A 26,617-nucleotide genomic window follows, 5' to 3' on the forward strand; every position below is an offset into this window, starting at 1 on the left:
TTTGTCGTCATGGACTCTGGCATGCCGCGTGCCCGCACGATAGTGTGATCGGGTACGCACAAGGAGGCGGGGACGGATGACGGATGCAGATGAAAGGACCCGGGCGATCGAGGGGGATGTCCTCGACAGGCTCGCCAGGGTCATCGATCCGGAACTTGGACGGTCGGTCACGGATCTGGGCATGATCACCGGAGTGAAGGCGCGTCCTTCGAAGGATCATCCGGATGAGGTCGATCTGACGGTCCACGTGGAGCTCACCATCGCCGGATGCCCATTGTCAAGGACCATCACCGATCAGATCACCGGTGCCGTGGCGTCCTATCCGGGCGCCCATCTGACGCCCCATATCGAGGTGTCCACGATGAGCGCGGACAAGCTAGCCGATCTCGTGGCATCGCTGAAGGCGGAGCGCCGTCGCAACCCCTTCACGAAGGACACGTCCCGGACCCGGATCTTCGCCATCGCGTCCGGCAAGGGAGGGGTGGGAAAGTCCTCGGTGACCGCCAATCTCGCGGCCACCTTAGCCGCGCTGGGCTACAACACGGCGGTTATCGACGCCGACATATACGGCTTCTCGCAGCCTACGCTTTTCGGCGTGCACCAGCAGCCCACGAACGTCGACGGCATGCTGATGCCGGTGGTCGCCTGGGGCGTCAAACTCATATCGATAGGGATGTTCGCGGGATCCGAAAGGGCGATTCTGTGGAGGGGCCCTCGGCTCCAGCGTTCCCTTGACCAGTTCCTCTCCGACGTGTGGTGGGGGGAGCCCGACGTCCTTCTTCTGGATATGGCCCCCGGCACGGGGGATATGGCGATATCGGTGGCGCAGGCGCTTCCCAACGCCGAGCTCGTCATCGTCACGACCCCGCAGATCGGCGCTTCGCAGGTCGCGGTGCGGGCCGGGCTTGTGGCTCTTCAGGTCCCTATGAGGGTATGCGGCGTGGTCGAGAACATGAGCTGGTTCGAGCATCGCGGCGAGCGGCTGCGTATCTTCGGCGAGGGAGGCGGCAGACGGGTCAGTGAGCAGCTCACCACGGCGTTGGGCGTCGACGTGCCGCTGCTGGCCCAGTTGCCTCTGGAAACCGACATCCGCGAGATTGGCGAATCAGGGCGGCCCGTGGTGCTCGATCAGTCCGGTGCGCTCGCCGACACGCCGCTCGCCTCGGAATTCGCGTCGCTCGCCCGTCGGCTTATGGGGTGCTAGCATGGTGCCCGCAATCATCCTCGATATGCCAGAGGGTGCCGTGGCGAACAAAGGGGACGGAGCCTTGCGCAGCCGATAGACGACGAATGCATGATGACGCGATGCGCGGCGGAGATGCCATGCGCGGGAATGCCATATGACCGTATCGTCGCGCACTGTCCGCGCATCCGCGGCGGTTCCCCGTCGAACGGTTCCCCCTCGCGATCATCATGCGTTCATCGTCAATGGACGGAATCGGGAATGCTGCATGTCTTCCGCCGCGAACCGTATGACGCGCAGAGAACCATATGGATGGTCACGCCCGTGCCGCGTTGAACGCCTCTTTTCCGATTCCGGACCGTGGATTTCGTCCGTTTGCCATGCGCCGTTGCCGGCCATGAGCCATTGTCGTAATCGGAGTGTTCAATGTCTCAACCTTTTCAACCCTTTCAACGATCGACCATCCAATGTTCGTCGCTGTCGTTCAGTTATCCCCAGTCCGCCGCGCCTTTGTTCTCGGACATCACGTTCACGCTGTCGAAAGGCTGGACCGCCGTACTTGGGGACAACGGCATCGGCAAAACCACGCTGATGCGCGTCGTCACGGGCGATCTGCATCCGAGTGCGGGATCGGTCGCGCCAGACCCGGCCGATGTGGTGTCGTACTATTGCGAGCAGCGCATCGACATGCCGCCGCTCGGCATCGACGCCTTCTGCGACGATTGGTCGCCCGAGACCCTCAGCATCAGACGCCTGCTGGGCATCGGCGACGACTGGCCATACCGGTATGGCACGCTGTCCGGAGGAGAGGCGAAGCGGCTGCAGATAGCCTGCGCGTTGAGCGGTCGTCCTGATCTTCTGGTCCTCGACGAGCCAACCAACCATGTCGACGAGCCGACGCGCCATGCCATTGTGACGGCGCTGCGCGGATATCGCGGCATCGGCGTCATCGTCAGTCACGATCCCGGACTGATCGACGCCGTATGCGGGCAGTGTCTGTGGCTTCGCAGACGTCATATCGGTGGAGTGAACGTCACGGTGGCAGAGACGTATCCCGGCAACTACACGTACAGCGCCGAGCGGATCAGGAATGCGGACAGCCATGACGACCGTGAGATGGAGCGGGCCAGGGCCGATCGCATGCGGCTGAGCGCGGCGCGCGACCAGCGTTTCCGGGCCGTGCAGCATGCGGAGGCGATCAAGCGGAAGGCGGGATTCCGTATCGACCCCCACGACCATGATGCGTTGGACAGGCGCAAGGGGGCCAAGGCGACAAGCGTGGACGGCCACAGTACGCGGTCGTACGCCGGCATGGAAGGCCGGCTGAATCGTGCGCGTCGGCGGGTCGAGACGATGAGTACGGCTGCTCAGCGCTATGACGGCGATATCTGGTTTCTCAATTCCGTCAGCGGACACGGCGAGCTCATGCGTCTGGAGCCGGGAACCATCATGTTCGGAGAGGATCATGCCGGAACGGGCGATGCGAATCCCGACGCTCGGGCGCTCTCCGCCGCGGGTGCCGCCGCAGTCAACGCCACGACGGGCACGGACACAAGTACGGACACAGGTACAGATACAGATACAGATACAGATACAGGCACAGACACACGCACAGACACACGCACAGACACAGGCACAGACACAGGCACAGGCGATGATCGGCCGGATGATTGCGGCGAGTACGCGCGGTTGATCATCGACGGACAGCGGAGCGAGGAAAGGCGACATGACGGTCAACCGGGAGATGGCCAAGGTGGTGCGGGAGACGGCCGTGGTGGTGACGCGACGACGCCACCCGGTGGAGTTAATGGCGATGGAGTCAATGGGGCCGATGGGCGTCACCCCATCGGGCTGCGGACTCCGATGCTGAGCGTCGGGCCGCATGACCACATCGGCGTCAGCGGGCCGAACGGACTGGGAAAGACGACGCTGATCAACCGTCTGCTGCAGTCGGCCGCGGACGTTCCGAAGCTCGTCATCGACCAGACGCTGCCGCCCGATTCGGGTGGGCGGACGCTGGCCCGATTGCGTGGGCTGCGTCCCGAATCGCGCTCGCGCGTGATGAACGCCTATGCCCAGCTCAACTCGGATCCGGATCGGTTGCTGGATGGTCAGGGGAATGGGGAACCGTCTCCCGGTGAGCTGCGCAAGCTGCTGCTATGTCTGGGCATCGTCGACGAGCCGCAGCTCATCGTTATGGACGAACCGACCAATCATCTTGATCTGGGATCGAAAAAAGCGCTGGCCGCGGCCTTGCGTGATTTCACCGGAGCCGTCATCCTGGTCAGTCATGAGGGGTGGTTTCTTGACGCCGCGACGGATATCCGATGGACCATCGACCGTCCATAGCAGTGTCCATGCCCATGGTCGTCCGGCATGGAAAGGCGAGCCGACGCGGAAAGACGAGACTCGTCGCGAATACGATAGCGTCCGCACCGAGCTTATTCTCGGTGCGGACGCTATCGTTCGGAATCGTCCGATGCTCAGATCAATCCGCGAGACTTCAGATGTTGAAGTACAGCTCGTACTCCAAGGGGGTCGGAGCCAGACGCGCCTGATCCACCTCGCCGCGCTTGAGGTCGAGCCACGTCTCGATGAGATCCTCGGTGAACACGTCACCGGCCGACAGGAAGTCGTGATCCTCCTCGAGCGCGTTCAGGGCCTCGGAGAGGGATCCGGGAACCTGCTTGATTCCCGCATGCTCCTCGGGAGGAAGCTCATACAGATCCTTGTCCACGGGAGCCGGTGGCTCGATGTGGTTGAGTATTCCGTCCAGACCGGCCATCAGCTGCGCGGAGAAGGCCAGGAAGGGGTTGGAGGACGGGTCGGGGGCGCGGAACTCGATGCGCTTGGCGGCGGGGCTTGTCCCGGCGAGCGGGATACGGATGGCCGCCGAGCGGTTGCGGGCCGAGTAGACCAAGTTGACGGGCGCCTCGAAGCCGGGAACCAGACGGTGGTAGGAGTTCAGCGAAGGGTTCGTGAAGGCCAGCACGGAGGACGCATGCTTGATGAGGCCGCCGACGTACCACCGGGCGATGTCCGACAGACCGCCGTAACCCTTCTCGTCGTAGAACAGGGGCTTGCCGTCACGCCACAGCGACTGGTGGCAGTGCATTCCGGTGCCGTTGTCGCCCGCGATGGGCTTGGGCATGAAGGTGACGGCCTTGCCCGCCAGAGCCGCCGTCTCGTGGACGATGTACTTGTACTTCATCAGATCGTCGCCGGCATGCTGCAGGGTGTTGAAGCGGTAGTTGATCTCCTGCTGGCCCGCTCCGGCGACCTCATGGTGGGAGCGCTCGAGGACGAGGCCGACCTTCTGGAGATTCGCGACCATGTCGTCGCGGAGATCCTGGTTGTGGTCGATGGGCGGAACGGGGAAGTATCCTCGCTTGACGCGGTTCTTGAAGCCGATGTTGGGCGTGCCGTCTTCCTCGGTGTCCACGCCGGAGTTCCATGGGGCCTCGATCGAGTCGACCTCGTAGAAGGACCTGCGCATGCTGTTCTCGTAGCGGACCTTGTCGAAGATGAAGAACTCGGCCTCGGGAGCAAAGGACGCGGTGTCCGCGATCCCCGTCGACTTGAGATACGCCTCGGCCTTGCCCGCCACCTGACGGGGGTCGCGCGAATAGGGTTCGTCGGTGATGGGATCGACGATCGAGAACGCGACGTCAAGAGTCTTGTGCTTGCGGAACGGATCGATGAACGCCGTCGACACATCAGGCACGAGCTTCATATCGGACTCGTTGATGGCCTGGAATCCTTGGACGGAGGAACCGTCGAACGGCATTCCCTCATCGAAGGCGTCCTTGAGGAATTCGCTTGCGGGCACAGTGAAGTGCTGCTGGACGCCGATCAGATCCGTGAAGCGCACGGAGACGTACTCCACGCCCTCCTGATTGATCAGAGCCTCGGCATCCGCCTTGGTTTCGAGTGCAGTCAATGGACCGCTCCTTTCATAAGAACCTACGCCTCACCAGTCTAAAAGGGTGGTCCGCACTGACTCGCCCTGCTGGGTTACGAGCATGTTTCGTTCGTGTCAGCGCCCACGCATGGATCGGCGGCTCATTCGCGGAGGGTGCAGCGGGTCGATGCCCTTGGGGACGCCGTATCCCTTGGCCAGCTGCAGCGTCCTGAGACGGTCGTTCAGCGTGGCCAGCTCCGGTTTGGTGAGGATGAAGCGCCTCCGCGGGTGGATCCGTGCAAGCAGCCCGTTCGTGTGGCCGGACGGTTCGTAGCTTTTGCACCGCAGAACCGTGCGCCGCAGGTCCTTGAGCTTGACGTCGTGCGGCCCGGTGCCCACGATGATCCGGTAGACCGGAATCGAGGATCCTGCGGTCACGCCATGGATGGCCCGCTCCTGACGGTCCATGGCCTTGATGAGGCGATCGCCGTTCCCCTCGCCGAGCAGGTACACGCCGTTGTATCCGGTGCCCCGCCATATCGCGTCCTTCGTCCGGGGGTCGATCCAGACGGGTTCCTGCGGGAAGGAGAATCCCGCCTTGCTGATGTTGCCGAGGATGCCGATCGCGGCACCAGGCTTGCCTTCGAGCTGGGCGTAGCCCACTCGATCCGCCCTGTTGGTGAGAACCATGGTGAAGAGCAGCATGCCGAGCATCACCGCGGTGATGACCACGAATATCCAGGTGATGACGGACCAGCGGAATATGAGGCCGATGACGACGGCGGCCACGACCGGGGCGACGAAAGCGGTCCACACGAGCCAGGGCATGGTTTTGTCGCCGGCATACGTGTATCGGTAAATCTGTATGAGCTGCTTAACCATTCCCGGTTTCTTGCCGGGACGGTCCTTGGTCGCTGCCATGAATCTCCTCACCTTGGCGAACGTCTCACCCTCGCGGGCCTTCTACGAACACTGCGCTACTTTACCAGTCGGGGACAACGCGTCATGCCCCTCCAGCACGTCGCGGCACGGAGTACCAGTACGTCGTGACGCGGGGTATTCGCGTCTTGGGGGGTTCGCGTCCATGGACGGATGCCGCGCGACGATCGGGACCGATGGCCCATCGACCTCATCGCGTGTGCAGGGGACGCCCATCCGCTTTGAGAAGCGCCTCGCCCAGGGTCTCGCTCATCGTGGGATGCGGATGGATCAGAGCCGACGCCCGATGGAGCGGACTATGCTGTCCGACGAGCTGCTGGGCCTCCGCGATGAGGTCGCCCGCCAGCGGGGATGCCATATGCACTCCCAGAACGATCCGCTCGGAGGATTCCTGCGGCCGGATCCCGCTGACGATGGACAGCGACCCGGCCGATCCCGACATCAGCATCCTGGCATTGGCCATCATCGGATAGATGCTCTCCTCGACGTCGGTGACGTCGTCACGGCGTCGCGCGGCCTCCGCGGTCATCCCCACGCTTGCGGCCTCGGGCGAGGAGAAGACCACGCTGGGGACGGCGTCGTCGTCCACGGGGTCGGGCGATAGTCCCGCGATGGATTCGGCGGCCACGATGCCCTGGGCGAAAGCCCTGTGGGCCAGGGCGGGTCCGGGGGTGATGTCCCCGACGGCACGGATTCCCGGAACCGATGTGCGTCCCCAGCCGTCGGTGGGGACGCATCCGGCCTCGTCGCGGGCGATGCCCAGATCGTCCAGCCACGGCATGTCCGTCGCGGGATCCCTGCCGATGGCGGCCAGCGCGTATTCCCCGTAGGCGCTTTTCCGCTCTTCGGACCCTTCCACCGTGTAGTGGACGGTGGCTCCGAGATTGACGCCGGTGTCGACCGTGACGACGCGGGAATGCGCGACGACGTCGACCCCCTGACGTCGCAGTTCCCGCGTGATCGTGGAGGAGGTCCGGCGATCCCAGGAGGACAGCACCCTGTCGTGTCTCATGAGCAGGGTGACGGAGCATCCGGCCTCGTTCCACATCGAGGCGAATTCGACCGCGATCGCTCCGGACCCCACGATGACGACGCTTGAGGGGAACCGATCGAGGGAGAGGGCATGGGTCGAGTCGATCAGCGCTCCCGAGAACGGGATCCCCGGAAGGGGACGTGGGGACGATCCCATCGCCAGAACTATGGATCCGGCGTGGACATCCATCGATCCACCCGCATCCTCGGGCACGCCGGCCCGCTCCGTGCACTCGACGGCATCCCTTCCGGGGGAGGGGGATACGCGGACGCGTCCCGGCTGGGTGACCATGGCCTCGCCGTGGAAGACCGGTACGTGACGGTGTGCGAGAAGGCCCGAAAGCCCCTTGGTCATGGTGTCGATGATGCCGAGGCGATAGGAGCGCAGACGCCCGAAATCGATGCCGTCGACGGAGGCGTTGATGCCCAGCTCCCGGGCATGCCGGATCGTCCCGATGGCATGGGTGGCGGTTATCAGAGCCTTCGAGGGAATGCACCCCCGGTTGAGGCATGTGCCTCCGACGACCGCGTCCCTGTCTATCAGCGCGACCGACAGCCCCAGCTCGGCGGCCCGCAGCGCGGTCGAGTATCCGGCTGGGCCGGCCCCGATGATCGCGATGTCATAGTCCCGCCTCTGGTCCTGCTCCTGAGTCACGTCCTGGGTCACGGATGCTCCCTTCACAATCGACGGGTGTCATGCCGGCGCCCGTCCATGGGCGACGGCCGAGAAGACATGTTTCCGGCTCCCGGACCCGTCATTCGGGCCAGTGGCCGCGTTTGTCGTGAGTGGGCTTGGGAAGCCTCCAACGGCGTATCTGCAGGCAGCGCGACCAGGCGTAGGTCGCCGACCGGGATCCCTTCGCCACCGCGCGGTCGCCGAACTTCGCGACCAACAGCTTCCTGAGCCGGCGCCACATGATGACCACGTCGATGATGGCGGCGAAGAGATACACGTACATAAGCAGAAGGATGATGGTGGTGAGCCCCGGCGAGATGGAGGTCAGAACCATGGCCACGATGATGATGGCGAAGGCCACCGGCATGAAGAACTCGGCCACGTTGAAGCGGGCGTCCACATAATCGCGGATGTAGATGCGCCAGGGCAGTCTTTCCGATGCGGGCATGTGCGCGAGATCGCCGGATCTCATGGCATCGTACTGGGCGTTCTCGCGCTCCTTGATGCGCTTGCGCGCGGCTTTGGCGCTGGCCTTGCGGTTGGCGGGAACCATGGGACGGAGCCTCTCCTGCTCGGCCTCGCGGCGTTTGGGCGTCGGCCTTCCCTTGCCGTTCCGCTCGTCCTCGCCGGTGGGGTTCCGGCGCTCGTCGGCGTCATTGTTCCCCTGCCCGTCTTCGGGCTTCCTTCCGAACTTCCATGTCATGTTTGCAGGCTACGGTGACGCCTAGACTCCGCGCGACCATGCAGGCCGTGCGAGATTGACGGGCCGGCACCACGGCCACACCGCATCATGAGGAGGGCACGCATATGTCTTACCACTCTCCGGAGGAGCTCCGGACCAGAGTCGCCGAGGGATTCACGGATGTCATCGCCATGCTCGAACGCAAGATCGCCCTGCGTTCCGTATCCTCCGAGGGCATCGACGGGGAGCACATGCGCCGATCCGCGCAGTTCGTGGCCGACCGTCTGCGCGATGTCGGCGTCGAGGCCCGGGTCGTCCGATCCACCGGCGCCTCGGTCGGCGCATGGGAGGTCGTGGGCTCGCGGATCGTCGATCCCCACGCGCCGACGGTTCTGTTGTACGCCCATCATGACGTGCAGCCGGTTCCGGATGCGGGGGAATGGGACACCGATCCCTTCGTCGCCGCGATCCATGGCGATAGGATGTACGGTCGCGGATCCGCGGACGACGGCGGCGGAATCGCCATGCACTATGGCGCGCTGCGGGCTCTGGGGAGCGATCTCGGCGTGAACGTCAGGGTTTTCATCGAGGGTGAGGAGGAGATGGGATCGCCCAGCTTCATCCCCTTCATCGAGGCGCATCCACAGGAGTTCGAAGCCGATGTGATCGTCGTCGCCGATTCGGGGAACTGGTCGGCCGGGATTCCCAGCCTGACCACCAGCCTGAGGGGAAACACCTGCGTCGACGTCACGGTCACCGTGCTGGATCATCCGGTTCATTCGGGGCAGTTCGGGGGGGCCATTCTCGACGCCGTGACGCTGTCGTCCATGGTGATCGCCTCCATGTATGACGAGAACGGCGATCTGGCGGTTCCCGGCGTGACGTCGCAGGAGCCCGTCGGAGGGCTGCAGCGTGATCTGGATGAGGGCACGGTCCGGACCGATGCCGGCGTCGTCCCCGGCTACCGCATGGCGGGAACGGGAAGTCTGGCATCGAGGATGTGGACCAAGCCCAGCGCCACCGTCATCGGATTCGATGCCCATCCCGTGGAGGGATCGTTCAACGTCATCGCGCCTCAGGCGCGGTTCAGGATATCCCTGCGCACCGCACCCGATCAGGATCCCGCCGAGGCGCAGAGGGCTCTGTCGGACTTCCTCGTCGCGCATGCTCCCTGGGGATGCCGCGTCGAGGTGACTCCTCTGGAGAATGGTCGCGGATGGGCCATGGATCCGGATGCGCGCGCGACGGAGGACGCCCTGGACTCGATGAGGACCGCCTTCGGTACGGATCCGGTCAACAAGGGCGAAGGCGGGTCGATACCGTTCATCCCCGAGCTCCAACGCCTGTTCCCGAACGCGCAGGTCCTTGTGACGGGGCCGGAGGACCCCCAGTCCAATGCCCACAGCCCCAACGAGTCGATTTCGATATCGGGGCTCCGCAAGAACATCCTCGCCGAGGCGCTGCTGCTCGACGCGCTGGCGTCGTCCGTGCGGTAGATCGGCGCGGGACGCGGCATGGACCGAATCATTCCCGTGAATCGTGAATCATACGAATCACCCGCGTGTCCTGTGATCCGCTCCATCTGACCGGGCCTGCCTCTAGACTCGGCAATCGACACGGGGGCTGTGCATGAACGCATGGCTGAGATGAGGCCGGACGGCCTCGACCGCATGAACGTGAATCCGGGTAATGCCGGCGCACGGACGTCGCGAATCCCGTGCCTTACGAGATGCTCCATGGAGCATCGGATGAAGAAAGGCACAGAAAATGTCACAGGACAACAGCAGAACGGATGCGGAGACTTCATCGGCGTCTATGCGGTGGCGCGTGGTGGACATCGCCGTCGCCTCGGTGATCGCCGTGGCCAGCGCGTTGATATATTGGGGCGTCGCCATCGCCACCTATGCGCCGTGGAGCGCGTTGGAGGCCATCGTTCCGGGACTCGCCGGAATCTTCAATGGATTATGGCTTTTCGCGGGGCCCCTTGCCGCGATCATCGTGCGCAAGCCCGGTGCGGCCGTCTACGCCGAGGTCGTGGCGGCCGTGCTCGAGGCGTTGATGGGCAACGTCTGGGGCGGCGTGGCCACGGTCCTCATCGGACTGGTTCAGGGGTTGCTCGCCGAAGCGGCTTTTCTGGCGTTCGCCTACCGCAGATGGACGCTTCCCGTGGCCGCGCTGTCGGGCGCGCTGTCCGGGATCGGATGCTGGGGATACTCCTTCTTCACGCACCTCCAGGCCATAAGCGCCACGGGCAGCTACGGAATCATGTATTTCGTCACCACCACGTTGTCGGGCGCCGTCATCGCGGGAGTGCTGATGTGGTATCTCTATATCGCCATCGCCAGGACCGGGGCGCTTGATGCGTTCGTGTCGGGACGTCAGATCCGCGGAACGCAGGACTAGAGGCAGCAACCATATGTCGACAAGCAGCGAACGCGTCCGTTCCTCCGACGCGGTGGATCCGTCGTGCACCCGGGATTCCGTCTCGAAGGGCGCGGGCGGCGCTTCCCCCGAGGCTTCCGGGCGCGGGCGAGGCGCTTCGCTGCGGTTCGTCGATTGGGGGTTCCGCCACGCGTCTCGACGGCGGTTCGCCGTGCGCGGACTCAACCTCGACATTCCCGCCGGGCAGCGGGTTCTTCTTCTGGGCGCTTCGGGAATCGGCAAATCGACCATTCTCGAGGGATGCGCGGGGATTCTCGGCGTCGATGCCGGCGAGTCCCCGGAATCCCGGGCAGTGGAATCCCGGTCAGCGCGGACGCAGACAACGCAGACGCAGACAACGCAGACAGCGCAGACGCGGCGTGTGGAGGATTCCGATGGGGGAGTGAGCGAGGGGCGGGTCCTCGTCGACGGGGTCCCCGTCGCGCGCGCGCGTGGACGGGTCGGACTCGTTCTGCAGGATCCTGAGTCCCAAACCGTCTTCCATCGCGTGGGGGACAATACGGCCTTCGGCCCTGAGAACCTTGGGATCCCCCGCGAGGAGATATGGCGGCGCGTGGAGGACGGCCTCGCGCAGGTCGGTCTTTCCGGCATCCAGCTGCACCATTCCACCGCGCATCTCAGCGGCGGGCAGACGCAGCGTCTGGCGTTGGCCGGGGTCCTGTCCATGAAGCCCGGTGCGATCCTTCTGGATGAGCCGACCGCCAATCTGGATCCGGACGGAGTCGATCAGATCGTCGCCGCGGTGGGAAGCGTCCTTGAATCGACTCATGCGACGATGCTTCTGGTCGAGCATCGCGCGCAGCCATGGATGGACATCATCGACAGAGTCGTCGTTCTCGGCGTTGCGGGGAATGGGGATGACCGTGAAACGGTTGTCGTCGCGGATGGGACTCCCGATAAGGTGTTCGGGAATCCGACGATCGACTTCGATCGGCTGGGGATATGGGTGCCGCGGCGATACCGGCATGACGGTGGCCGCATCGGCGTGGTCCATGTTGACGGGGAGCCCGCGTATGGCGCGAAGGAGGGAACGGGGGACCCTCTTCTGGTTGCGACCGGACTGTCCATCGGTCGTTCGGGACGGGCGTTGGCCGGGAACATCGACCTCGCGTTTCGCACGGGTCAGATAACGGCGTTGGTCGGTGCGAACGGAGCCGGCAAATCCACGCTGTCGCTGACCCTTGCGGGATTGCTGAAACCGGTCGCGGGGGAGGTCCGTGCATGCGGTGATCTGGCTCGTGGCGTCGACGACCCCCATCCGCTGTCGTGGAGTTCACGGGAGCTGGCCGCCAGAATCTCCTACGTGTTCCAGAATCCCGAGCATCAATTCGCACGAGGGACCGTTCTCGACGAGGTCATGCTGGGGCCCCTGCGCACGGGCATGGACGAGGAGAAGGCCAGGGCGCGCGCCGAGGATCTGCTTGCCCGATTCAATCTCGGACGGTACGCAAGGGCCAATCCCTACACGCTTTCGGGCGGGGAGAAGCGCCGTCTCACGGTCGCCGCCGCGTTGGCGGCCGCCCCCCGGGTCCTGATTCTCGACGAGCCGACCTTCGGACAGGACCGGCGCACCTGGATGCAGATCGTCAGACTGATCCGCGGACTGCGCGGGGATGGCGTCAGCGTGATCGTGGTCACCCATGACAGGGAGCTGGTCTCGGCCCTGGACGCTCGAGTCGTCGAACTCGTCCCCTCGGGTGCTGACGGTGAATGGGTGGCTAAGGAGAGCCCGGTCACATCGTCCGCGCCGTCCGAGCCGTCCACGTCGGTCGGAGCGGTCGGAGCGACGACGGATCAGGATGACGGACGTCACTCATCCATCAGGATCGCCGTCAGCCCGGTCAGCCATCGGTCCGAGGACGAGAAGCCGTCAAGCAGATCCCCCGTGCTGGCGTCCCTGAACCCCTCCATCCGACTTATCGGGGCTTTTCTGGTGTCGCTTCCCCTTCTTTTTAGTCTGGACGTCGTGTCGGCCGGCGTCGCGTTGGGATTGGAGATGGTTCTGCTGGCGGTGATCGGGTATGCCCCATGGCATGTGGCGCGTTCGTGCTGGCCGATAATCGTCGGCGCTCCGGGATCGGCCCTGGCCGTTCTTCTCTATGGGAAGACGGGAGGGGATGTCTGGTGGAGCTGGGCGATGATCGTCGTCAGCGATAAGTCCGCGACCCTTGCCGTGGCCACCGCGGTGCGCATACTGGCGGTCGGCATCCCCGCCATCGTGATGGTTCTGGGCGTCGATGCCACGGATCTGGCGGATTCCTTCAGCCAGATCCTGCATCTTCCGGATCGGTTCGTGTACGGGGGGCTGGCCGGGATGAGGCTGTTCTCCGTGCTGCGCGACGACTGGTCCGCCCTGGCCGCCTCGCGCAGGTCTCGTGGCCTGGGCGACGACAGCGCGGTGAGGTCCTTCATGCCGCAGGCCTTCGCCCTGCTGGTCCTGTCCATACGACGGTCGACGTCTCTGGCCGTGGCCATGGAGGCGCGGGGCTTCGGCGGCGACATGGCGCGAACCCATGCCCGGATCAGCGCCGTCCACGTCCGTGACGCGGTGTTCCTCGCGGTGTGTCTGGCGGTTCCTCTCGTCGCCCTGTTCACGGCGTGGTGGTGCGGAACGTTCGCTTTCCTTGGAGGCTGAGGCCTCGTTGCGGATCGTTCCGTACCACTCGTTCTCTCGCTGCCCTCTCGCCGTTCTCTCGCCGCCACGCCCCGGGTGGCGGCGTTCCGGCTAGCGATTCCGGCTAGCGCTTCCTTCTGCGCTGCAGCGGTGCCAGCTCGAAAACGTCGTCCGAGGCGTCGGCCACTTGCGGGCTGTGCGTGACGATGATCACGCAGCGGTTCTGCTCATGGGCCAGGGACCGGAATATGCCCATGATGTCGCTTTGCGTCGTCATGTCGAGGTTGCCCGTCGGCTCGTCGGCGATGATGACTTCCGGGTGGTAGCCGATGGCCCGGGCGATGGCGACGCGCTGCTGCTCGCCTCCCGAGAGGTGCAGGATGCGTTCGTTGGCGTATTCGGGAGGAAGATGCACCTGCTGGAGCAGATCCTGGGCCAGCTCCTTCTTCGGACGGTCGAACGTCTTTCCGGAGGCGTCCATGGACAGGATGATGTTCTCCGACACCGTCAGGGAGGGAAGAAGATTGAAGCTCTGGAAGATGACGCCGATGTCATGGCTGCGGTAGCCGTAGCGATCCTGCTTGGCCAGATCGCGTCCCTGATACAGGACCGCTCCGTGGGTGGGCGTCGTCAGCCCGGATATCAGGGACAGCAGGGTGGTCTTCCCCACTCCTGAGGGGCCGGTGATGGCGTGGACCCTGCCGGCGGAAAAGCTGTGGCTGACATCGTTAAGAACTTTTTCCCGCCTTTCGTGTAGGAGTAGCTCACCTCGCGCATCTCCAGAACCGGCGTGGCGTCGGACGTGGCCGATGGATCGGCGGCGGGGGTCGCCTCGGTGGGGTGAGTGGGTGGGATGTCCGCTGATGTTCGTGGTTTCTGTGATGCTGTTTTGGTCATGGATGGCGTCCTTGTGCCTTGTTTCCTTGTACCTTGTTCCGTAGGTGTGGAGCTGTCTGCGTCGGCCGATGCGTGGCCGCGGGATGAGTGAATGTCTGTCATGACCGTTCCGCCAGTATCTGGAGGGGTTCATAGCGCATGACGAACACCACGGCCACCAGTGACGACACCAGGGTCAGCGCCAGACCGATCAGCATCAGTTGGCCCACGACCGTCATGTTCACGCTCGCATTGATGGACGAGAGATATTTCGTCGTGCTGGTTCCCCAGGATCCCGGCCCGTTGGAACTCGACGACGGGGCCTGGCTGGTGGTGGACGAGTTGGTCGACGAGCCGCTGCTGCCGGAGGTGGATGATCCGGATGTGCCGCTCTGTTGTCCGCTTCCTCCCGCAGTGCCGTTCCCGCCCTGCATCTGACGGCCGAACCGCTGCATTTGGCTGGTCTGCTGGCTTTGCTGGGACGAGACCTGGCTTGCCAGAAGCTTGTTGGACACGGGCACCGACGTCACGGCTCCGGCCGCCGTGCCTATGGCCAGTCCGATCATGGTCACGACAAGAAGCTCCAGAACGAACTGCGCGGCGACCTTGGCCTTTTTCACGCCGATCGCCGTGAGCACCCCGACCTCGTATTTGCGTTCGCGGACCGTGAAGAGGTTGAGCGCCACGAGGACTACCGCTCCGACGCCGAGGACGACCAGAAGAAGAGTCAGGGCGAAGGACGAGAGGTTGTTCAACGGCACCAGGCTGGATTCGTACTGATCCACATCCGTGGAGCTCACCGTGTAGTCGCTGGAGAGACCGGCCTTCTTGACGTCCTTGACGAAGGTCTCGTAATCGTCCTTGCTGGAGAAGACGTAGGTGTACGTCAGCTGCGCGGTGGCGTCGTCTCCGGTGGTGGAATCCATCCCCAGGGATTTGAGCGTGGAGACCGAAGTGTAGATCGCGTTCGCCGGATCCGACGCCGTGGAGGAGTTGGGGCCGCTCATCGTGGACCCGGAATCGCTCGAGTTCTTGTAGATGCCCACGATGGTGAGCTTGTGGGTCGTGGACGAGTCGCTCGAATCCGCGACGCTGATGGTGTCCCCGACGCTGAGGTCGTTGAAGTCCGCCAGCGATTTGGAGATGATCACGTCACCGTCGGAGGCGGAGGTGTAGCCGAACACCTTGCCCGATGACATGGTGAAGCTGCCGTTGCTGGCGTTGGACACCGCGGTGTCGGAGGAGAAGCCGACGAGTTGGAAATCCCCTGACTGCGTCTGCTCCATGGTCGATCCGGGCATGCCCGACTGCCCGGATTCCCCCGGTCCCTGCTGCGAGTTCGACGAATCGGACGAGTCGGAGCTCGACGATGAGGACGAGCTGGAATCCGAGCTCTCCACGGGCTGGAAGAAATCGGTTTTGGCCACTGATGCGGTCAATGAGTAGTACGTTTTCGCTACCGCCGATGATGACTTCGCGTATTTCTTGTAGGCCGACAGGGTCAGCTGCTTGTCGCTCAGCGACTTGCGCAGAGAATCGAAGTCCGGCGTTCCGGAGCTTGACGATGACGACGATGACGATGACGATGACGACGATGACGATGACGATGACGACCTTTGCTGGCTGATGAGCTTGCTGCGGTCGAGATCTATCTGCGCGGTGATCGTCGTGTTGCTCAGTCCGGATTCGCGCGCCGTCTGCGCCGCCTGACGGATCGAGAGGCCGATGGTCGCGGCCGCGGCGATGATCGCCACGATGATGATGATCAGTATGTTGCGCCCCTTCGAGCGCGTGACGCTTCGCAAAGCGTTCTTCACTATGAACATAGGAGTCCTTGTGATGGATGGCCAGTGTGTGGCGCCGCCGGTGGGGCGGCATGGAACCGTAAGACACCCGGCGCATTGCCATGACCTGCATCGGGCATGGACGTGGTGTGTGGAATGGATGAATGGTTGCTGTGAATAGACGTGGACGATTCTGAGAACGGTGATCGTCGCATGACCAATGCCGAGCGGCGACGGCGCGCGTGACCGGGCGAACGCCGGGCGTACAGTGGGACCATGCCCGTGGATTCCATAGTGACAGACAACCCGCGTTCGGGACGAATACGCAAGGCCGCGGATCTGGCCGACGCGCGGTGCCGAAAACGCTTCGGACGGTTCCTGGTCGAAGGCCCCCAGTCCGTTCGCGAGGCGGTGTCGTGCGCGCCCGGGACGCTCCGTGACCTTTTCGTCGACAAGGACCTCATGGCCGCCCCGGGGGATGCCGCCGGGACGGAACGCTCGGGTGGCGCGCGGATCGCGGCCATAGTCGGTCAGGCCGTGGACGCCGGAGTGTACGTGCATCCGGTCACCTCCACGGTTATGCGCCATCTGGCCCCCGAGGCGCAGGGAATCGTGGGAGTGGCGGACATGCCCTCCCCGGACGGCGCCGTTGCGGGGGATGTCTCCGGGGGGCTGGTCGCGGCGTTCTGGCAGATACGCGATCCCGGCAATGCGGGTGCGGTGATTCGCGTGTGCGACGCCGCGGGATGCTCGCGGGTGGTGTTCGTGGATGAATGCGTCGATCCCTATTCGCCCAAGGTCGTGCGTTCGACGGCCGGGTCGATGTTCCATCTTCCCATAGCCCGCATGGGAACGGAGGAGTTCCTCGATTGGGCCCATCGCCGCGCGGGGGACGTGATGGCGGCCGATGTCCACGGGTCGCCGGAGCGTCCTCCCGAATCCCTGCCGGATGTGGCGGCCGCCATGCCGTCCGTCCGCGGGGTCAGCGTGCTTTTCGGCAACGAGGCCCGCGGCCTTCCCGATGGCATCCTCTCGCGGGTGGAGCGCGTCGTGTCCATCCCCATGTATGGTCGTGCCGAGTCGATGAACCTCGCCACCAGCGCCGCCGTGATGCTGTTCACCATGGCGATGGCGGACCGTGGTATGTCGAGTCGTGTTGGGAGAATCGTGCGTCGATGAATGGCCTGTCGGCTCACCGGGGGAAGCGTTCCCCTCAGGGCCGGTCGATGCGGAAAGGGAACTTGTGTCACAGGATGCGGTGTTCGATGCGCAGGCGGTGACCGATGCGGTCAACGCGGGCGTCGATGAGATAGCTCAGGCCTCCAGCTCCGAGGAGCTCGCCTCCATCAGAACTCGTTACGCGGGCCCTCAGTCCGTGCTTACTCTCGCCGGTCGGTCCCTGGGATCGCTTCCCGCGGATCGCCGCAAGGATGCCGGGAAGCTTGTCGGCAGGCTCAAGGCCGAATTCGGGCGCGCTCTGGCCGCCCGTCAGGCTGACGTGAGCCGGGAGGAGGAGGAGCGCGTTCTGGCCTCCCAGAAGGTGGATATGACGCTTCCGGTGCGCAGGAAGCCGTTGGGCTCGCGCCACCCGCTTGCGAAGCTTATGGAGGACGTCGAGGATCTCTTCGTGTCCATGGGATGGCAGATATCCCAGGGACCCGAGGTGGAAAGCGAGTGGTACGACTTCGACGCGTTGAACTTCGGCCCCGACCATCCTGCGAGGCAGATGCAGGACACCTTCTACGTCAAGGGAAATCAGGCCCGGGACGCCGCGGGATTCGTGGGATCCAACATGGTTCTGAGGACCCAGACGTCATCCGATCAGGTCCGCGCGCTGCTCACTCGCGGCGTTCCCCTGTACATCGCGTGCCCCGGACGGGTGTTCCGCACCGATGAGCTGGATGCCACGCACACGCCCGTCTTCCATCAGTGCGAGGCGCTCGCCGTCGACAGGAATCTGACGATGGCCGATCTCAAGGGTGTTCTCGACAAGCTGGCCGTCGCGATGTTCGGACCGGAGGCGAAAAGCCGACTGCGTCCAAGCTACTTCCCCTTTACCGAGCCCAGCGCCGAACTCGACCTCTGGTTCCCCGACAAGAAGGGGGGCCCCGGATGGATCGAATGGGGCGGCTGCGGGATGGTCAACCCCAATGTGCTGAAGTCGGCCGGGCTCGATCCGGATAAGTACACCGGTTTCGCCTTCGGCGTGGGTATGGAGCGCACTCTGCTCCTGCGTCATGACATCAACGACATGCACGATCTGGTCGAGGGTGACGTGCGTTTCAGCAAGCAATTCGTGATGGGGGAGTGAACGGCACATGCCTATGGTGGACATTGATTGGCTCAAGGAGCATGTGGAGGTTCCCGAAGACCTCACATACGAGCGTCTCGCGGCGGATCTCGTCAGGGTCGGCCTTGAGGAGGAGGAGATTCATCCCTCTCAGGTGACGGGGCCCATCGTGGTGGGGTACGTGGTGGATGCCACCCCCGAGCCCCAGAAGAACGGCAAAACCATCAACTGGTGCCATGTCGATGTGGGTGACCGATACAACGCCGTCGATGAATCCGGGCGCAAGGTGCCACGAGGAATCGTGTGCGGGGCGCCCAACATGGCCGCCGGCGAGAAGGTCGTCGTCACGCTTCCCGGTGCCGTCCTGCCGGGGGATTTCCGAATCGAGCCGCGCAGGACCTATGGCCACGTCTCGGACGGCATGTGCGCGTCCGAGCGTGAGCTGGGACTGGGCGACAACCACGACGGCATCATTCTGCTCGATCACTACGGGCTGCCTTCGCATGAGGCGGAGTCGCTCAAACCGGGCGATGACGTGATGGGGCTTCTCCATCTCGACCAGCCGATCCTCGAGATCAACATCACGCCCGACCGTGGGTACGCCTTCTCCTACCGCGGCGTATGCAGGGAATACCATCATTCGACGGGAGCCGCGTTCTCCGATCCCGTCGATCGGCTCAACAAAAGCGTTCCGCAGGCGGCGGATCCGGCGACGGCCGAGGTCGAGGTCGAGATCGAGGACGGCAACCCCATCCACGGCGTCGCAGGCTGCAGCCGCTACTACGCGAGGACGGTCAGAGGATTCGACCCCGGGGCGTCCACGCCCCAGTGGATGCGGCGCAGGCTCATCCGCGCGGGGATCCGTCCGATCTCGCTGGCCGTGGACGTGACGAACTACGTGATGATGGACCTGGGCCAGCCGATGCACGCCTACGACCTCGACAAGGTCGAGGGTCCCATCGTGGTTCGCCGCGCCCTTGAGGGCGAGAGCCTGACGACCCTTGACGGCAAAACCCATGAGCTGAGCGTCGAGGATCTTCTCATCACCGACTCGCCCCAGGGAAACCGTGGATTGCGAATCCTCGGACTCGCCGGGGTGATGGGCGGTCTCTACGGGGAGGTGACCGCGGATACCCGCAACGTGCTTCTTGAGGCTGCGTGCTTTGACCAGGTGTCGGTGGCCCGTTCCGCCAGAAGGCATAAGACCCCATCCGAGGCATCGCGACGCTTCGAGCGGGGCGTGGATCCGCGGATCCAGCCGGCCGCCGCGCAGATGGCCGCGGAGCTTCTGTCGAGGTATGGGGAGGGCAATCCTTCGGAGCATCCCACCGATGTGGACCATACGACCCGGCGTCGTCCCATCGCCTTCCGCGCGTCCGAGGTGTCTCGCCTGACGGGTCTCGACACCGATGTCAATCGCATCAGCGACATCCTCACGGATATCGGATGCACCGTGGCCGGCGGCGGAAACGGGGAGTTCTCCGTGTCCGCCCCCAGCTGGAGGCCGGACCTCAACGAGGCGTGCGATCTCGTCGAGGAGGTCGCGAGGCTCGTCGGCTACGACGAGATTCCGGTGACGGTTCCCCCGGCGCCCGTCCATGGAGCCGTCGGACTCACGTCGGACCAGCGTCGGCGGCGCGAGGTCGCCGATGAGCTGGCGCAGTTCTCCATGACGGAATCCCTGAGCTATCCGTTCGTTGGCCCCGAGGATTTCTCCGCGTTCCGGTGGAGCGTGGATGAGCTGGGACCCGTCAGCGTCGAGATCGCGAATCCCCTGGCGGGGGATCGTCCCTATCTGCGGCGGATGATCCTTCCCACGCTGGCCCAGACCGTGCAGCGGAATCGTCGGCGTGGCATCGACGACGTGGCGTTGTATGAGGTCGGTCACGTGTACCTGTGGGATCCGCAGGCGCCCGCCATCCCCGCGCTCCCCGGCGGAACGAGGCCCAGCGACGAGCAGCTCGCGGCGCTGGACGCCGGTCTTCCCGACCAGCCGATGCATGTGTCCGGCATATTCACCGGCATGGCCGTCGACTCGGGGTGGCTGGGCGACAAGCGTCCCGTGGATTGGACCGATGCAGTGGAGGCCGTCCAGCGCGTGTGCGCGCGTCTCGGCGCCGGAGCGCGTCTTGACCAGCCTCGGTATGGCGACGTTCCCGCGCAGTGGCATCCCGGTCGGTTCGCGTTCGTCGTCCTCGACGGGGTCCGGGTGGGAATGGTCGGCGAGCTTCATCCCCATGTCGATGAGGCTTTGGGCTTTCCCGAACATTCCGCCGCCTTCGAGCTCGATCTCACCGCGTTGTTCGCCCGGCTCGACGACAGGCCCGTTCAGGCCCGTCCGATCTCGACCTATCCTCCCGTCAAGCAGGATCTGGCCTTCACCGTTCCCGACTCCGTCTCCGCGGCGCGTCTGACGGATGCCATCCGCGAGGCGGCTGGTGATGAGCTGGAGGATATCGAGTTGTTCGATGTGTTCACGGGCGGGCAGCTTCCGGAGGGGTTCACCTCGCTGGCGTTCTCCGTCACGTTCCGCGCGATGGACAGAACGCTGACCTCAGACGACAGCGAGCGCATCAGGGCCGAGATCGTCACGGCCGCGCGGTCCCTGGGAGCCAGTCTCAGGGCATGATCCGCGACCGCATCGGCGGTCGTGGGAAGGGGCGGATGGATATGGCGATGCATGACGGGAGCGACTCCCGGACGTCCCGTGATCCGCATGACGGCGGGCGGGACCAGTCCGATGACGGTTCGGACGGTTCCCGGCCGCTCTCGTCGCAGGACGAGGGGAGGCCTTCGTCGCGAGGCGGGCGGAAGCCCGAGTACGGCCAGATCCGTGTTCCCAAGTACGGGGCCTCCGCCGCATCGTTCCCGGAATCCTATGATCCCTATATCTATGGCGCTCCGCAGAAGGAGGGGGATGACGGCGATGGCGGGAAACCGCCGGCTGGATCTTCCGCGCCGACGACGCCGCGTGACGGGAACCCGGAGACGAACCCAGGTGCGCCCGGTGCCGGTCGCGTCGATCCGTCCGACCCTTCGCGGAACCCCCTGTACGGGCAATGGGATGTCTTCGGACCCACGTCTCTGGTTCTGGCGCTGCTTGGCCTTCCCATCCTCCCCACGGTGATGGGGCTTCTGTGCATGTGGCGCACGAGAAGGTTCCATATGCGAGGTTTTGGGTGGGGGCTGGCGGCCGTCATCGTCAACGTCCTCACGCTCGTCGTGGACATCTGGCTCGTCCGTCAGGGAGTTACCGCCGACCAGCTGTGGAGCATGGTGATGGGGGGAACCATGCCGGGTTCGGGTTCGGGTTCCGGTTCGGGATCGGATTCCGTGTCGGCCTGAAGACGATCCGTCGCGCATGTGATGGCCGGGGCATGCGGTCATGACGACACGCCGTTGCATATGTATACGCATGTCTGTATATTATGTGTCCATTGGTAGGCAGAGCGGTGATCGTCGAATGGGGGAGGGCTAAACATGTCGGTGCTATCCGTTGCGGTGGCCGGGGCGACGGGATATGCGGGCGGTGAGGCCCTGAGGATTCTCGCGCGGCATCCGGATTTCGCCGTCACATGCGTGACCGGGCATTCCTCGGTCGGAGAGCGTCTGGGATCCTTTCTTCCGCATATCCCCCAATACGCCGACCTCCGTGTTCAGGACACGACGGCGGATGTGCTGCGGGATCATGACGTCGTCATCATGGCCCTTCCGCACGGGGCCTCCGGCACGCTGGCCGACGACATCGGCGATGGGCCCATCATGGTTGATCTTGGGGCCGACCACAGGCTGCAGACGCGGTCCGCGTGGGAGGACTTCTATGGGGGTCCCTATCATCCGGCGTGGGCGTATGGGATGCCCGAGCTGATCCTGGGGTCGAATGCGGACGGAACGATCAGACGCGGCCGCGACGAGCTGCGCGGGGCGCATAGGATCGCGGGTCCCGGGTGCAACGTGACCGCCGTGACACTGGCGATTCAGCCTGCCGTCCATGATGGACTCATCGATGAGCGAGGAATCGTGGCTGATCTGGTCGTGGGCTACTCCGGCGCGGGTAAAAGCCTTAAAAGAACGGGATTGCTGGCGGCCGAGGCGTTGGGGTCCGCGGTCCCCTACGGCGTGGGTGGAACTCACCGACACATTCCGGAGATCCAGCAGAACCTCGCCCACGCCGCGGGTCTGGCGGCCGAGGAATCGGCGAGGTTCCCGGTGTCGTTCACACCCGTTCTCGCGCCTATGTCCCGTGGCATTCTCGCCGTGGTCTCGGCGCCGTTGAGCGCCGAGGCGATGGCGGCCAGCGACGCGCAGATCCGGGAATCGTGGGAACGCGCCTATGCCGGGCAGTCGTTCATGGTCCTTCTCGATCCCGGGACCATGCCCGCAACGGCCAACGTGATCGGCTCGAACGCGGCGCACATCCAGGTGGCCGTGGACCGTCGAGCGGGACGGCTGATCGCCATGTCGGCGATCGACAATCTGACCCGGGGCACGGCCGGTCAGGCCGTGCAGTCCCTTAACATCGCTCTGGGCCTCCCCGAGGACCAGGGCCTGACGACGATAGGAGTGGCGCCATGAGCGTGACGTTTGCACAGGGTTTTTCGGCGGCTGGTGTCGTGGCGGGAATATCCTCCGTCCCCGGTAAGCGCGACGTGGCCGTTGTGGTCAACGATGGCCCGCGTGATGCCGCCGCGGGTGTGTTCACGTCAAACCGTTTCTGCGCGGCCCCCGTGCAGTGGTCGCGTGGGGTGGTCCGCGACGGTCATGCTGTGGCGGTCGTGCTCAACTCAGGTGGCGCCAACGCCTGCACGGGTCCCGAAGGGCTTGGCCAGTCCAAGGCGACCGCCGAGCGTCTGGCCCAGCGGCTTGGCGTGGATTCGGATCAGGTCGCCGTATGCTCGACGGGATTGATCGGTGAGCTTCTGCCTTTGGACAGGGTCCTCTCCGGCGTCGACGCGGCGTATGCCCGACTGGGCAGTGACGACGGATCGGGGCTTGACGCCGCGCATGCGATCATGACGACGGACAAGACGCCGAAAACGGTCCGCATCCAGGGCGATGGCTACCGTCTGGGGGGCATGGTCAAGGGGTCGGGGATGATCGCACCCCAGCTGGCGACGATGCTGTGCGTGATCACCACCGATGCCGTCGTGTCCTCCGATGATCTTCGGTCGGCCCTGGAATCCGCGGTCGACCGCTCCTTCAACAGGATCGACGTGGATGGCTGCATGTCCACCAATGACACGGTTCTCCTTCTTGCGTCCGGTGCATCCGGCGTCGAGCCCGACCTGGACGAGTTCCGTGGGAACGTCGCCGCCGCATGCGGGTCGTTGGCGCGCCAGATCGTCGGCGACGGCGAGGGGTCGAGCCATGACGTGCGGATCATGGTCACCGGCGCCGAAAGCGAGGAATCCGCTTTGGTCTGCGCCAGAGCGGTCGCCGCGTCCAACCTCCTCAAATGCGCGATCTACGGCAACGACCCGAATTGGGGCCGTGTGGTCAGCTCGTTGGGAACCGTCCCCGTCTCGCAGGCCAGATTCTCGCCCGCCGATGTGACGGTCGACATCAATGGGGTGCGTGTGTGTGACGGCGGCAAGCCTGGCAGGGACCGCTCGGAGGTCGACATGACCCCCCGGGAGGTCCATATCGACATCGATCTTCATGTGGGCGCGTCTGAGGCGACCGTGTGGACCGATGATCTGACCCTGGACTATGTGCATATCAACGCCGACTATGAGAGCTGACCGGTTATGGCCCGGATGCGGGCCGAAGGGAAGGAATCGTCATGACTGACCCACTGCGGGGTCCGGGCTTCCACTTCGATGTCCACAACGATTTGAGGGCCGACCAGAAGGCCGAGGTCCTCATCGAGGCGCTTCCATGGCTGGAGGAGTTTGCCGGGCAGCGCATCGTCGTCAAATACGGCGGCAACGCCATGGTCGACGAGCACCTCAAGAAGTGCTTCGCCGAGGACATGGTGTTTTTAAGGCAGGTCGGCATACATCCCGTCGTCGTCCATGGCGGGGGGCCGCAGATATCCCATATGCTCAAGGCCCTGGGCATCAAGTCGGAGTTCAAGGGTGGACTGCGTGTAACCTCCCCGGAGGCCATGGACGTGGTGCGCATGGTCCTCACCGGCAAGGTCTCCAGGGAGCTGGTGGGACTGATCAATTCGCACGGCCCCTTCGCCGTGGGACTGTCCGGCGAGGACGGGGGGCTGTTCTCCGCCATGCAGAGACGGCCGCTTATCGATGGTCAGGCCACGGACATCGGTCTGGTCGGTGACGTGGTGAGCGTGGATGCGTCGGGGGTCGAGGACCTCATCGCCGCGGGGAGGATTCCCGTCGTCTCGTCGGTGGCTCCTAACGAGGAGGACGCCACGGAGGTCCTCAACGTCAATGCCGATTCCGCGGCGGCCGCCCTGGCCTCCGCTCTGGGTGCGAGGAAGCTGGTCATCCTCACCGATGTCGACGGCCTGTACGCGAACTGGCCGGATAGGGATTCGCTGATAGGACATGTGGGCGTCGACAGTCTGCGCGACATGCTCCCGGAACTGGAGTCGGGGATGAGGCCCAAGATGGAGGCGTGCGTGCGCGCTCTGGACGGTGGCGTGCCGCAGGCGCATATCATCGATGGGCGTCAGCCGCATTCGATCCTCAATGAGATCTTCACGCAAAACGGAATCGGCACGATGGTGGTTCCCGGGGATGGACTGGAAATGAGGAGCTCCTATGGGGAATGAGCTGGGCAAGAAAACGTTTGAGAAGAAAACGTTTGAGAAGAAAACGACGGAGGATGAGACGATGGGGAAGGACGCGACGATCGGCATGGAGGCGCGGGCGGATGCCACGCCGCTGGGTCCTGAGGACGCGCGCTGGCTCGGGGAGTATTCGCACGTCCATATGAACGTTTTCGGTACCCCCCTGAGGGTGATGGACCATGGCGAGGGTACGCGCGTCTGGGACGTCGACGGGAAGTCCTATCTGGATTTTCTTGGAGGCATCGCGGTCAATTCGCTGGGGTACGCGCATCCCCGTTGGGTGGCCGCCGTCGCCGAGCAGGCCGCGAAGGTCGCCCACACCAGCAACTACTTCGCTACCGAGCCGCAGATCCGATTGGCGCGGAAGCTGGTGTCCATCGCAGGAGCGCCGAGCGGTTCGCACGTCTACTTCGGCAATTCGGGCGCCGAAGGCAACGAGGCCGCGATCAAGCTCGCCAGACTGTATGGGCGCACCATGATGGAGGGCCGTGAGATCACGCCCCGGTCCGTTCCGCGGATACTCGCGCTGACCCACGGCTTCCACGGGCGCACCCTCGGAGCTCTGAGCGCAACATGGAAGCCCTCGATCCGGGAGCCCTTCGAGCCGCTGGTCCCCGGCGTCGAATTCGTCGAATCCGGGGACATCGCGGCCATGCGCAGAGCCTTCGACGGCTCCGGTGACGATGGTCGTGGCCCGGTGGCGGCGGTTATCATGGAGCTGATCCAGGGGGAGGCGGGCGTCCGTCCCCTTGATCCGGGGTACGTTCGTGCCGTGAGAGATCTCTGCGACGAGCGCAGGGCGTTGATGATCGTCGACGAGGTGCAGACGGGGATAGGGCGGACCGGACGCTGGTTCGCCTTCCAGCGTGAGGATCTGTCAGGTGGTGCCGTCCCCGATGTCGTCACATTCGCCAAAGGAGTGGCAGGGGGGTTCCCCATGGGTGGAATGATCGCCTTCGGACAGGAGCTGTCGGACCTTTTCACGCCGGGTTCTCATGGATCGACGTTCGCGGGTAACCCGCTGGCCGCCGCCGCCGCCGTGACGACGCTGGACGTCATCGAGCATGACGGTCTGGTGGAGAACGCCGAATCCCGTGGTCGGCAGTTGAGGGACATGATGGTCCACTGCGGCAACCCCCTGGTCGTGGGCGTGCGGGGCAGGGGACTGCTGGACGCCGTGCAGCTGTCCCATCCCTGCGCCCATGCCGCCATGGAGTGGGCGCTGGACAGGGGCCTCATCGTCAACGCCGTCGCCCCGGACGCCCTGAGGCTGGCCCCGCCGCTGATCGTCAGCGGGGACGACGTCGAGGAGGCGGTCGCGATACTATCGGGTATTCCCGTTGATCTGGAGGACGACTGACCATCACGGTCGGATCGGAGGGCCGGATGGGAGAGAACGATCCGTATGGAGACGGTCATCCGTACGGAGGGCAATCGATGG

At 64.6% G+C, this 26,617-nt stretch carries 18 protein-coding genes and 1 pseudogene; 13 read left to right on the forward strand and 6 right to left on the reverse strand.

The window, feature by feature from the left end; all coding sequences use genetic code 11:
- Positions 1-76: 76 nt before the first annotated feature.
- Both BMIN_RS05735 and BMIN_RS08990 read left to right on the forward strand, forming a co-directional pair.
- Positions 77-1,204, forward strand: a complete 1,128-nt coding sequence (locus tag BMIN_RS05735) for a P-loop NTPase (protein WP_022860528.1) — start codon at positions 77-79, stop codon at positions 1,202-1,204.
- Between the two features lie 405 nt (positions 1,205-1,609).
- Entirely contained in the window at positions 1,610-3,532 is a 1,923-nt protein-coding gene (locus BMIN_RS08990) for an ATP-binding cassette domain-containing protein (protein WP_081647945.1), read from the forward strand.
- Between the two features lie 154 nt (positions 3,533-3,686).
- Here the strand turns inward: BMIN_RS08990 and glnA are convergent, their stop codons facing one another.
- From glnA to BMIN_RS05770, 4 genes are all read right to left on the reverse strand, one after another.
- Entirely contained in the window at positions 3,687-5,123 is a 1,437-nt protein-coding gene (gene glnA / locus BMIN_RS05755) for a type I glutamate--ammonia ligase (RefSeq protein ID WP_022860531.1), read from the reverse strand.
- 96 nt (positions 5,124-5,219) lie between these two features.
- On the reverse strand, positions 5,220-6,005 hold the full coding sequence (locus BMIN_RS05760; RefSeq protein WP_022860532.1) for a DUF4191 family protein: 786 nt from the start codon (positions 6,003-6,005) through the stop codon (positions 5,220-5,222).
- Positions 6,006-6,213: 208 nt separating this feature from the next.
- Positions 6,214-7,722 carry an FAD-dependent oxidoreductase gene (locus tag BMIN_RS05765; RefSeq protein ID WP_238565631.1) on the reverse strand — a complete coding sequence of 503 codons (1,509 nt, stop codon included), beginning with the start codon at positions 7,720-7,722 and terminating at the stop codon, positions 6,214-6,216.
- Positions 7,723-7,810: 88 nt separating this feature from the next.
- Positions 7,811-8,434: a DUF3043 domain-containing protein gene (locus BMIN_RS05770; protein ID WP_022860534.1), complete on the reverse strand. Its 624-nt coding sequence runs from the start codon at positions 8,432-8,434 to the stop codon at positions 7,811-7,813.
- A gap of 104 nt (positions 8,435-8,538) precedes the next feature.
- Between BMIN_RS05770 and BMIN_RS05775 the strand changes: the two genes are divergently transcribed.
- The 3 genes from BMIN_RS05775 (at position 8,539) to BMIN_RS05785 (ending at position 13,490) form a co-directional block, all read left to right on the forward strand.
- The gene (locus tag BMIN_RS05775; protein ID WP_022860535.1) at positions 8,539-9,909 is read left to right on the forward strand and encodes a dipeptidase; all 1,371 of its coding nucleotides are present in this window, start codon (positions 8,539-8,541) and stop codon (positions 9,907-9,909) included.
- A gap of 271 nt (positions 9,910-10,180) precedes the next feature.
- Positions 10,181-10,816 (forward strand): ECF transporter S component, encoded by a 636-nt coding sequence (locus tag BMIN_RS05780; RefSeq protein ID WP_022860536.1) that lies wholly within the window; start codon positions 10,181-10,183, stop codon positions 10,814-10,816.
- Positions 10,817-10,829: 13 nt separating this feature from the next.
- Positions 10,830-13,490: an ATP-binding cassette domain-containing protein gene (locus tag BMIN_RS05785; protein ID WP_022860537.1), complete on the forward strand. Its 2,661-nt coding sequence runs from the start codon at positions 10,830-10,832 to the stop codon at positions 13,488-13,490.
- A gap of 103 nt (positions 13,491-13,593) precedes the next feature.
- Here the strand turns inward: BMIN_RS05785 and BMIN_RS05790 are convergent.
- A pseudogene (locus BMIN_RS05790) lies at positions 13,594-14,246 on the reverse strand (ABC transporter ATP-binding protein).
- A 218-nt stretch (positions 14,247-14,464) separates the two neighbouring features.
- Entirely contained in the window at positions 14,465-16,171 is a 1,707-nt protein-coding gene (locus BMIN_RS05795) for an ABC transporter permease (protein ID WP_022860538.1), read from the reverse strand.
- Between the two features lie 234 nt (positions 16,172-16,405).
- On the opposite strand from BMIN_RS05795, the gene BMIN_RS05800 reads away from it, so the two are divergent.
- The 8 genes from BMIN_RS05800 to BMIN_RS05835 all read left to right on the forward strand — a co-directional run bounded on the left by BMIN_RS05800 (position 16,406) and on the right by BMIN_RS05835 (position 26,536).
- Positions 16,406-17,308: a TrmH family RNA methyltransferase gene (locus tag BMIN_RS05800; RefSeq protein ID WP_022860539.1), complete on the forward strand. Its 903-nt coding sequence runs from the start codon at positions 16,406-16,408 to the stop codon at positions 17,306-17,308.
- A 64-nt stretch (positions 17,309-17,372) separates the two neighbouring features.
- Positions 17,373-18,440 (forward strand): phenylalanine--tRNA ligase subunit alpha, encoded by a 1,068-nt coding sequence (gene pheS, locus BMIN_RS05805; RefSeq protein WP_022860540.1) that lies wholly within the window; start codon positions 17,373-17,375, stop codon positions 18,438-18,440.
- A gap of 7 nt (positions 18,441-18,447) precedes the next feature.
- A complete protein-coding gene (pheT, locus tag BMIN_RS05810) occupies positions 18,448-21,048 on the forward strand; it encodes a phenylalanine--tRNA ligase subunit beta (RefSeq protein ID WP_026647302.1) in 2,601 nt (866 codons plus the stop codon).
- A 47-nt stretch (positions 21,049-21,095) separates the two neighbouring features.
- Entirely contained in the window at positions 21,096-21,764 is a 669-nt protein-coding gene (locus BMIN_RS05815; protein WP_051913498.1) for a hypothetical protein, read from the forward strand.
- A gap of 135 nt (positions 21,765-21,899) precedes the next feature.
- Positions 21,900-22,994 carry an N-acetyl-gamma-glutamyl-phosphate reductase gene (gene argC / locus BMIN_RS05820; RefSeq protein ID WP_022860543.1) on the forward strand — a complete coding sequence of 365 codons (1,095 nt, stop codon included), beginning with the start codon at positions 21,900-21,902 and terminating at the stop codon, positions 22,992-22,994.
- Entirely contained in the window at positions 22,991-24,160 is a 1,170-nt protein-coding gene (argJ, locus tag BMIN_RS05825) for a bifunctional glutamate N-acetyltransferase/amino-acid acetyltransferase ArgJ (protein ID WP_022860544.1), read from the forward strand. Before argC ends, argJ begins: the two co-directional genes overlap by 4 nt.
- Before the next feature lie 41 nt (positions 24,161-24,201).
- A complete protein-coding gene (argB, locus tag BMIN_RS05830) occupies positions 24,202-25,158 on the forward strand; it encodes an acetylglutamate kinase (protein ID WP_022860545.1) in 957 nt (318 codons plus the stop codon).
- An 85-nt stretch (positions 25,159-25,243) separates the two neighbouring features.
- Positions 25,244-26,536: an acetylornithine transaminase gene (locus BMIN_RS05835; RefSeq protein WP_033395306.1), complete on the forward strand. Its 1,293-nt coding sequence runs from the start codon at positions 25,244-25,246 to the stop codon at positions 26,534-26,536.
- Positions 26,537-26,617 lie beyond the last annotated feature (81 nt).

It is taken from the genome of Bifidobacterium minimum, from assembly GCF_000741645.1.
Classification (GTDB): Bacteria; Actinomycetota; Actinomycetes; order Actinomycetales; family Bifidobacteriaceae; genus Bifidobacterium; species Bifidobacterium minimum.

What these genes read in the sequence shown, in the direction of transcription:
- BMIN_RS05780 (WP_022860536.1), top strand. Translation starts at nt 10,181, where the DNA reads ATGTCACAGGACAACAGCAGAACGGATGCGGAGACTTCATCGGCGTCT.
- BMIN_RS05775 (WP_022860535.1), top strand. Translation starts at nt 8,539, where the DNA reads ATGTCTTACCACTCTCCGGAGGAGCTCCGGACCAGAGTCGCCGAGGGA.
- argC (WP_022860543.1), top strand. Translation starts at nt 21,900, where the DNA reads ATGTCGGTGCTATCCGTTGCGGTGGCCGGGGCGACGGGATATGCGGGC.
- BMIN_RS05815 (WP_051913498.1), top strand. Translation starts at nt 21,096, where the DNA reads ATGCATGACGGGAGCGACTCCCGGACGTCCCGTGATCCGCATGACGGC.
- BMIN_RS05735 (WP_022860528.1), top strand. Translation starts at nt 77, where the DNA reads ATGACGGATGCAGATGAAAGGACCCGGGCGATCGAGGGGGATGTCCTC.
- BMIN_RS05835 (WP_033395306.1), top strand. Translation starts at nt 25,244, where the DNA reads ATGGAGGCGCGGGCGGATGCCACGCCGCTGGGTCCTGAGGACGCGCGC.
- argB (WP_022860545.1), top strand. Translation starts at nt 24,202, where the DNA reads ATGACTGACCCACTGCGGGGTCCGGGCTTCCACTTCGATGTCCACAAC.
- pheT (WP_026647302.1), top strand. Translation starts at nt 18,448, where the DNA reads ATGCCTATGGTGGACATTGATTGGCTCAAGGAGCATGTGGAGGTTCCC.
- BMIN_RS05800 (WP_022860539.1), top strand. Translation starts at nt 16,406, where the DNA reads ATGCCCGTGGATTCCATAGTGACAGACAACCCGCGTTCGGGACGAATA.
- BMIN_RS05770 (WP_022860534.1), bottom strand. Translation starts at nt 8,434, where the DNA reads ATGACATGGAAGTTCGGAAGGAAGCCCGAAGACGGGCAGGGGAACAAT.
- argJ (WP_022860544.1), top strand. Translation starts at nt 22,991, where the DNA reads ATGAGCGTGACGTTTGCACAGGGTTTTTCGGCGGCTGGTGTCGTGGCG.
- BMIN_RS08990 (WP_081647945.1), top strand. Translation starts at nt 1,610, where the DNA reads ATGTCTCAACCTTTTCAACCCTTTCAACGATCGACCATCCAATGTTCG.
- BMIN_RS05795 (WP_022860538.1), bottom strand. Translation starts at nt 16,171, where the DNA reads ATGTTCATAGTGAAGAACGCTTTGCGAAGCGTCACGCGCTCGAAGGGG.
- BMIN_RS05760 (WP_022860532.1), bottom strand. Translation starts at nt 6,005, where the DNA reads ATGGCAGCGACCAAGGACCGTCCCGGCAAGAAACCGGGAATGGTTAAG.
- BMIN_RS05785 (WP_022860537.1), top strand. Translation starts at nt 10,830, where the DNA reads ATGTCGACAAGCAGCGAACGCGTCCGTTCCTCCGACGCGGTGGATCCG.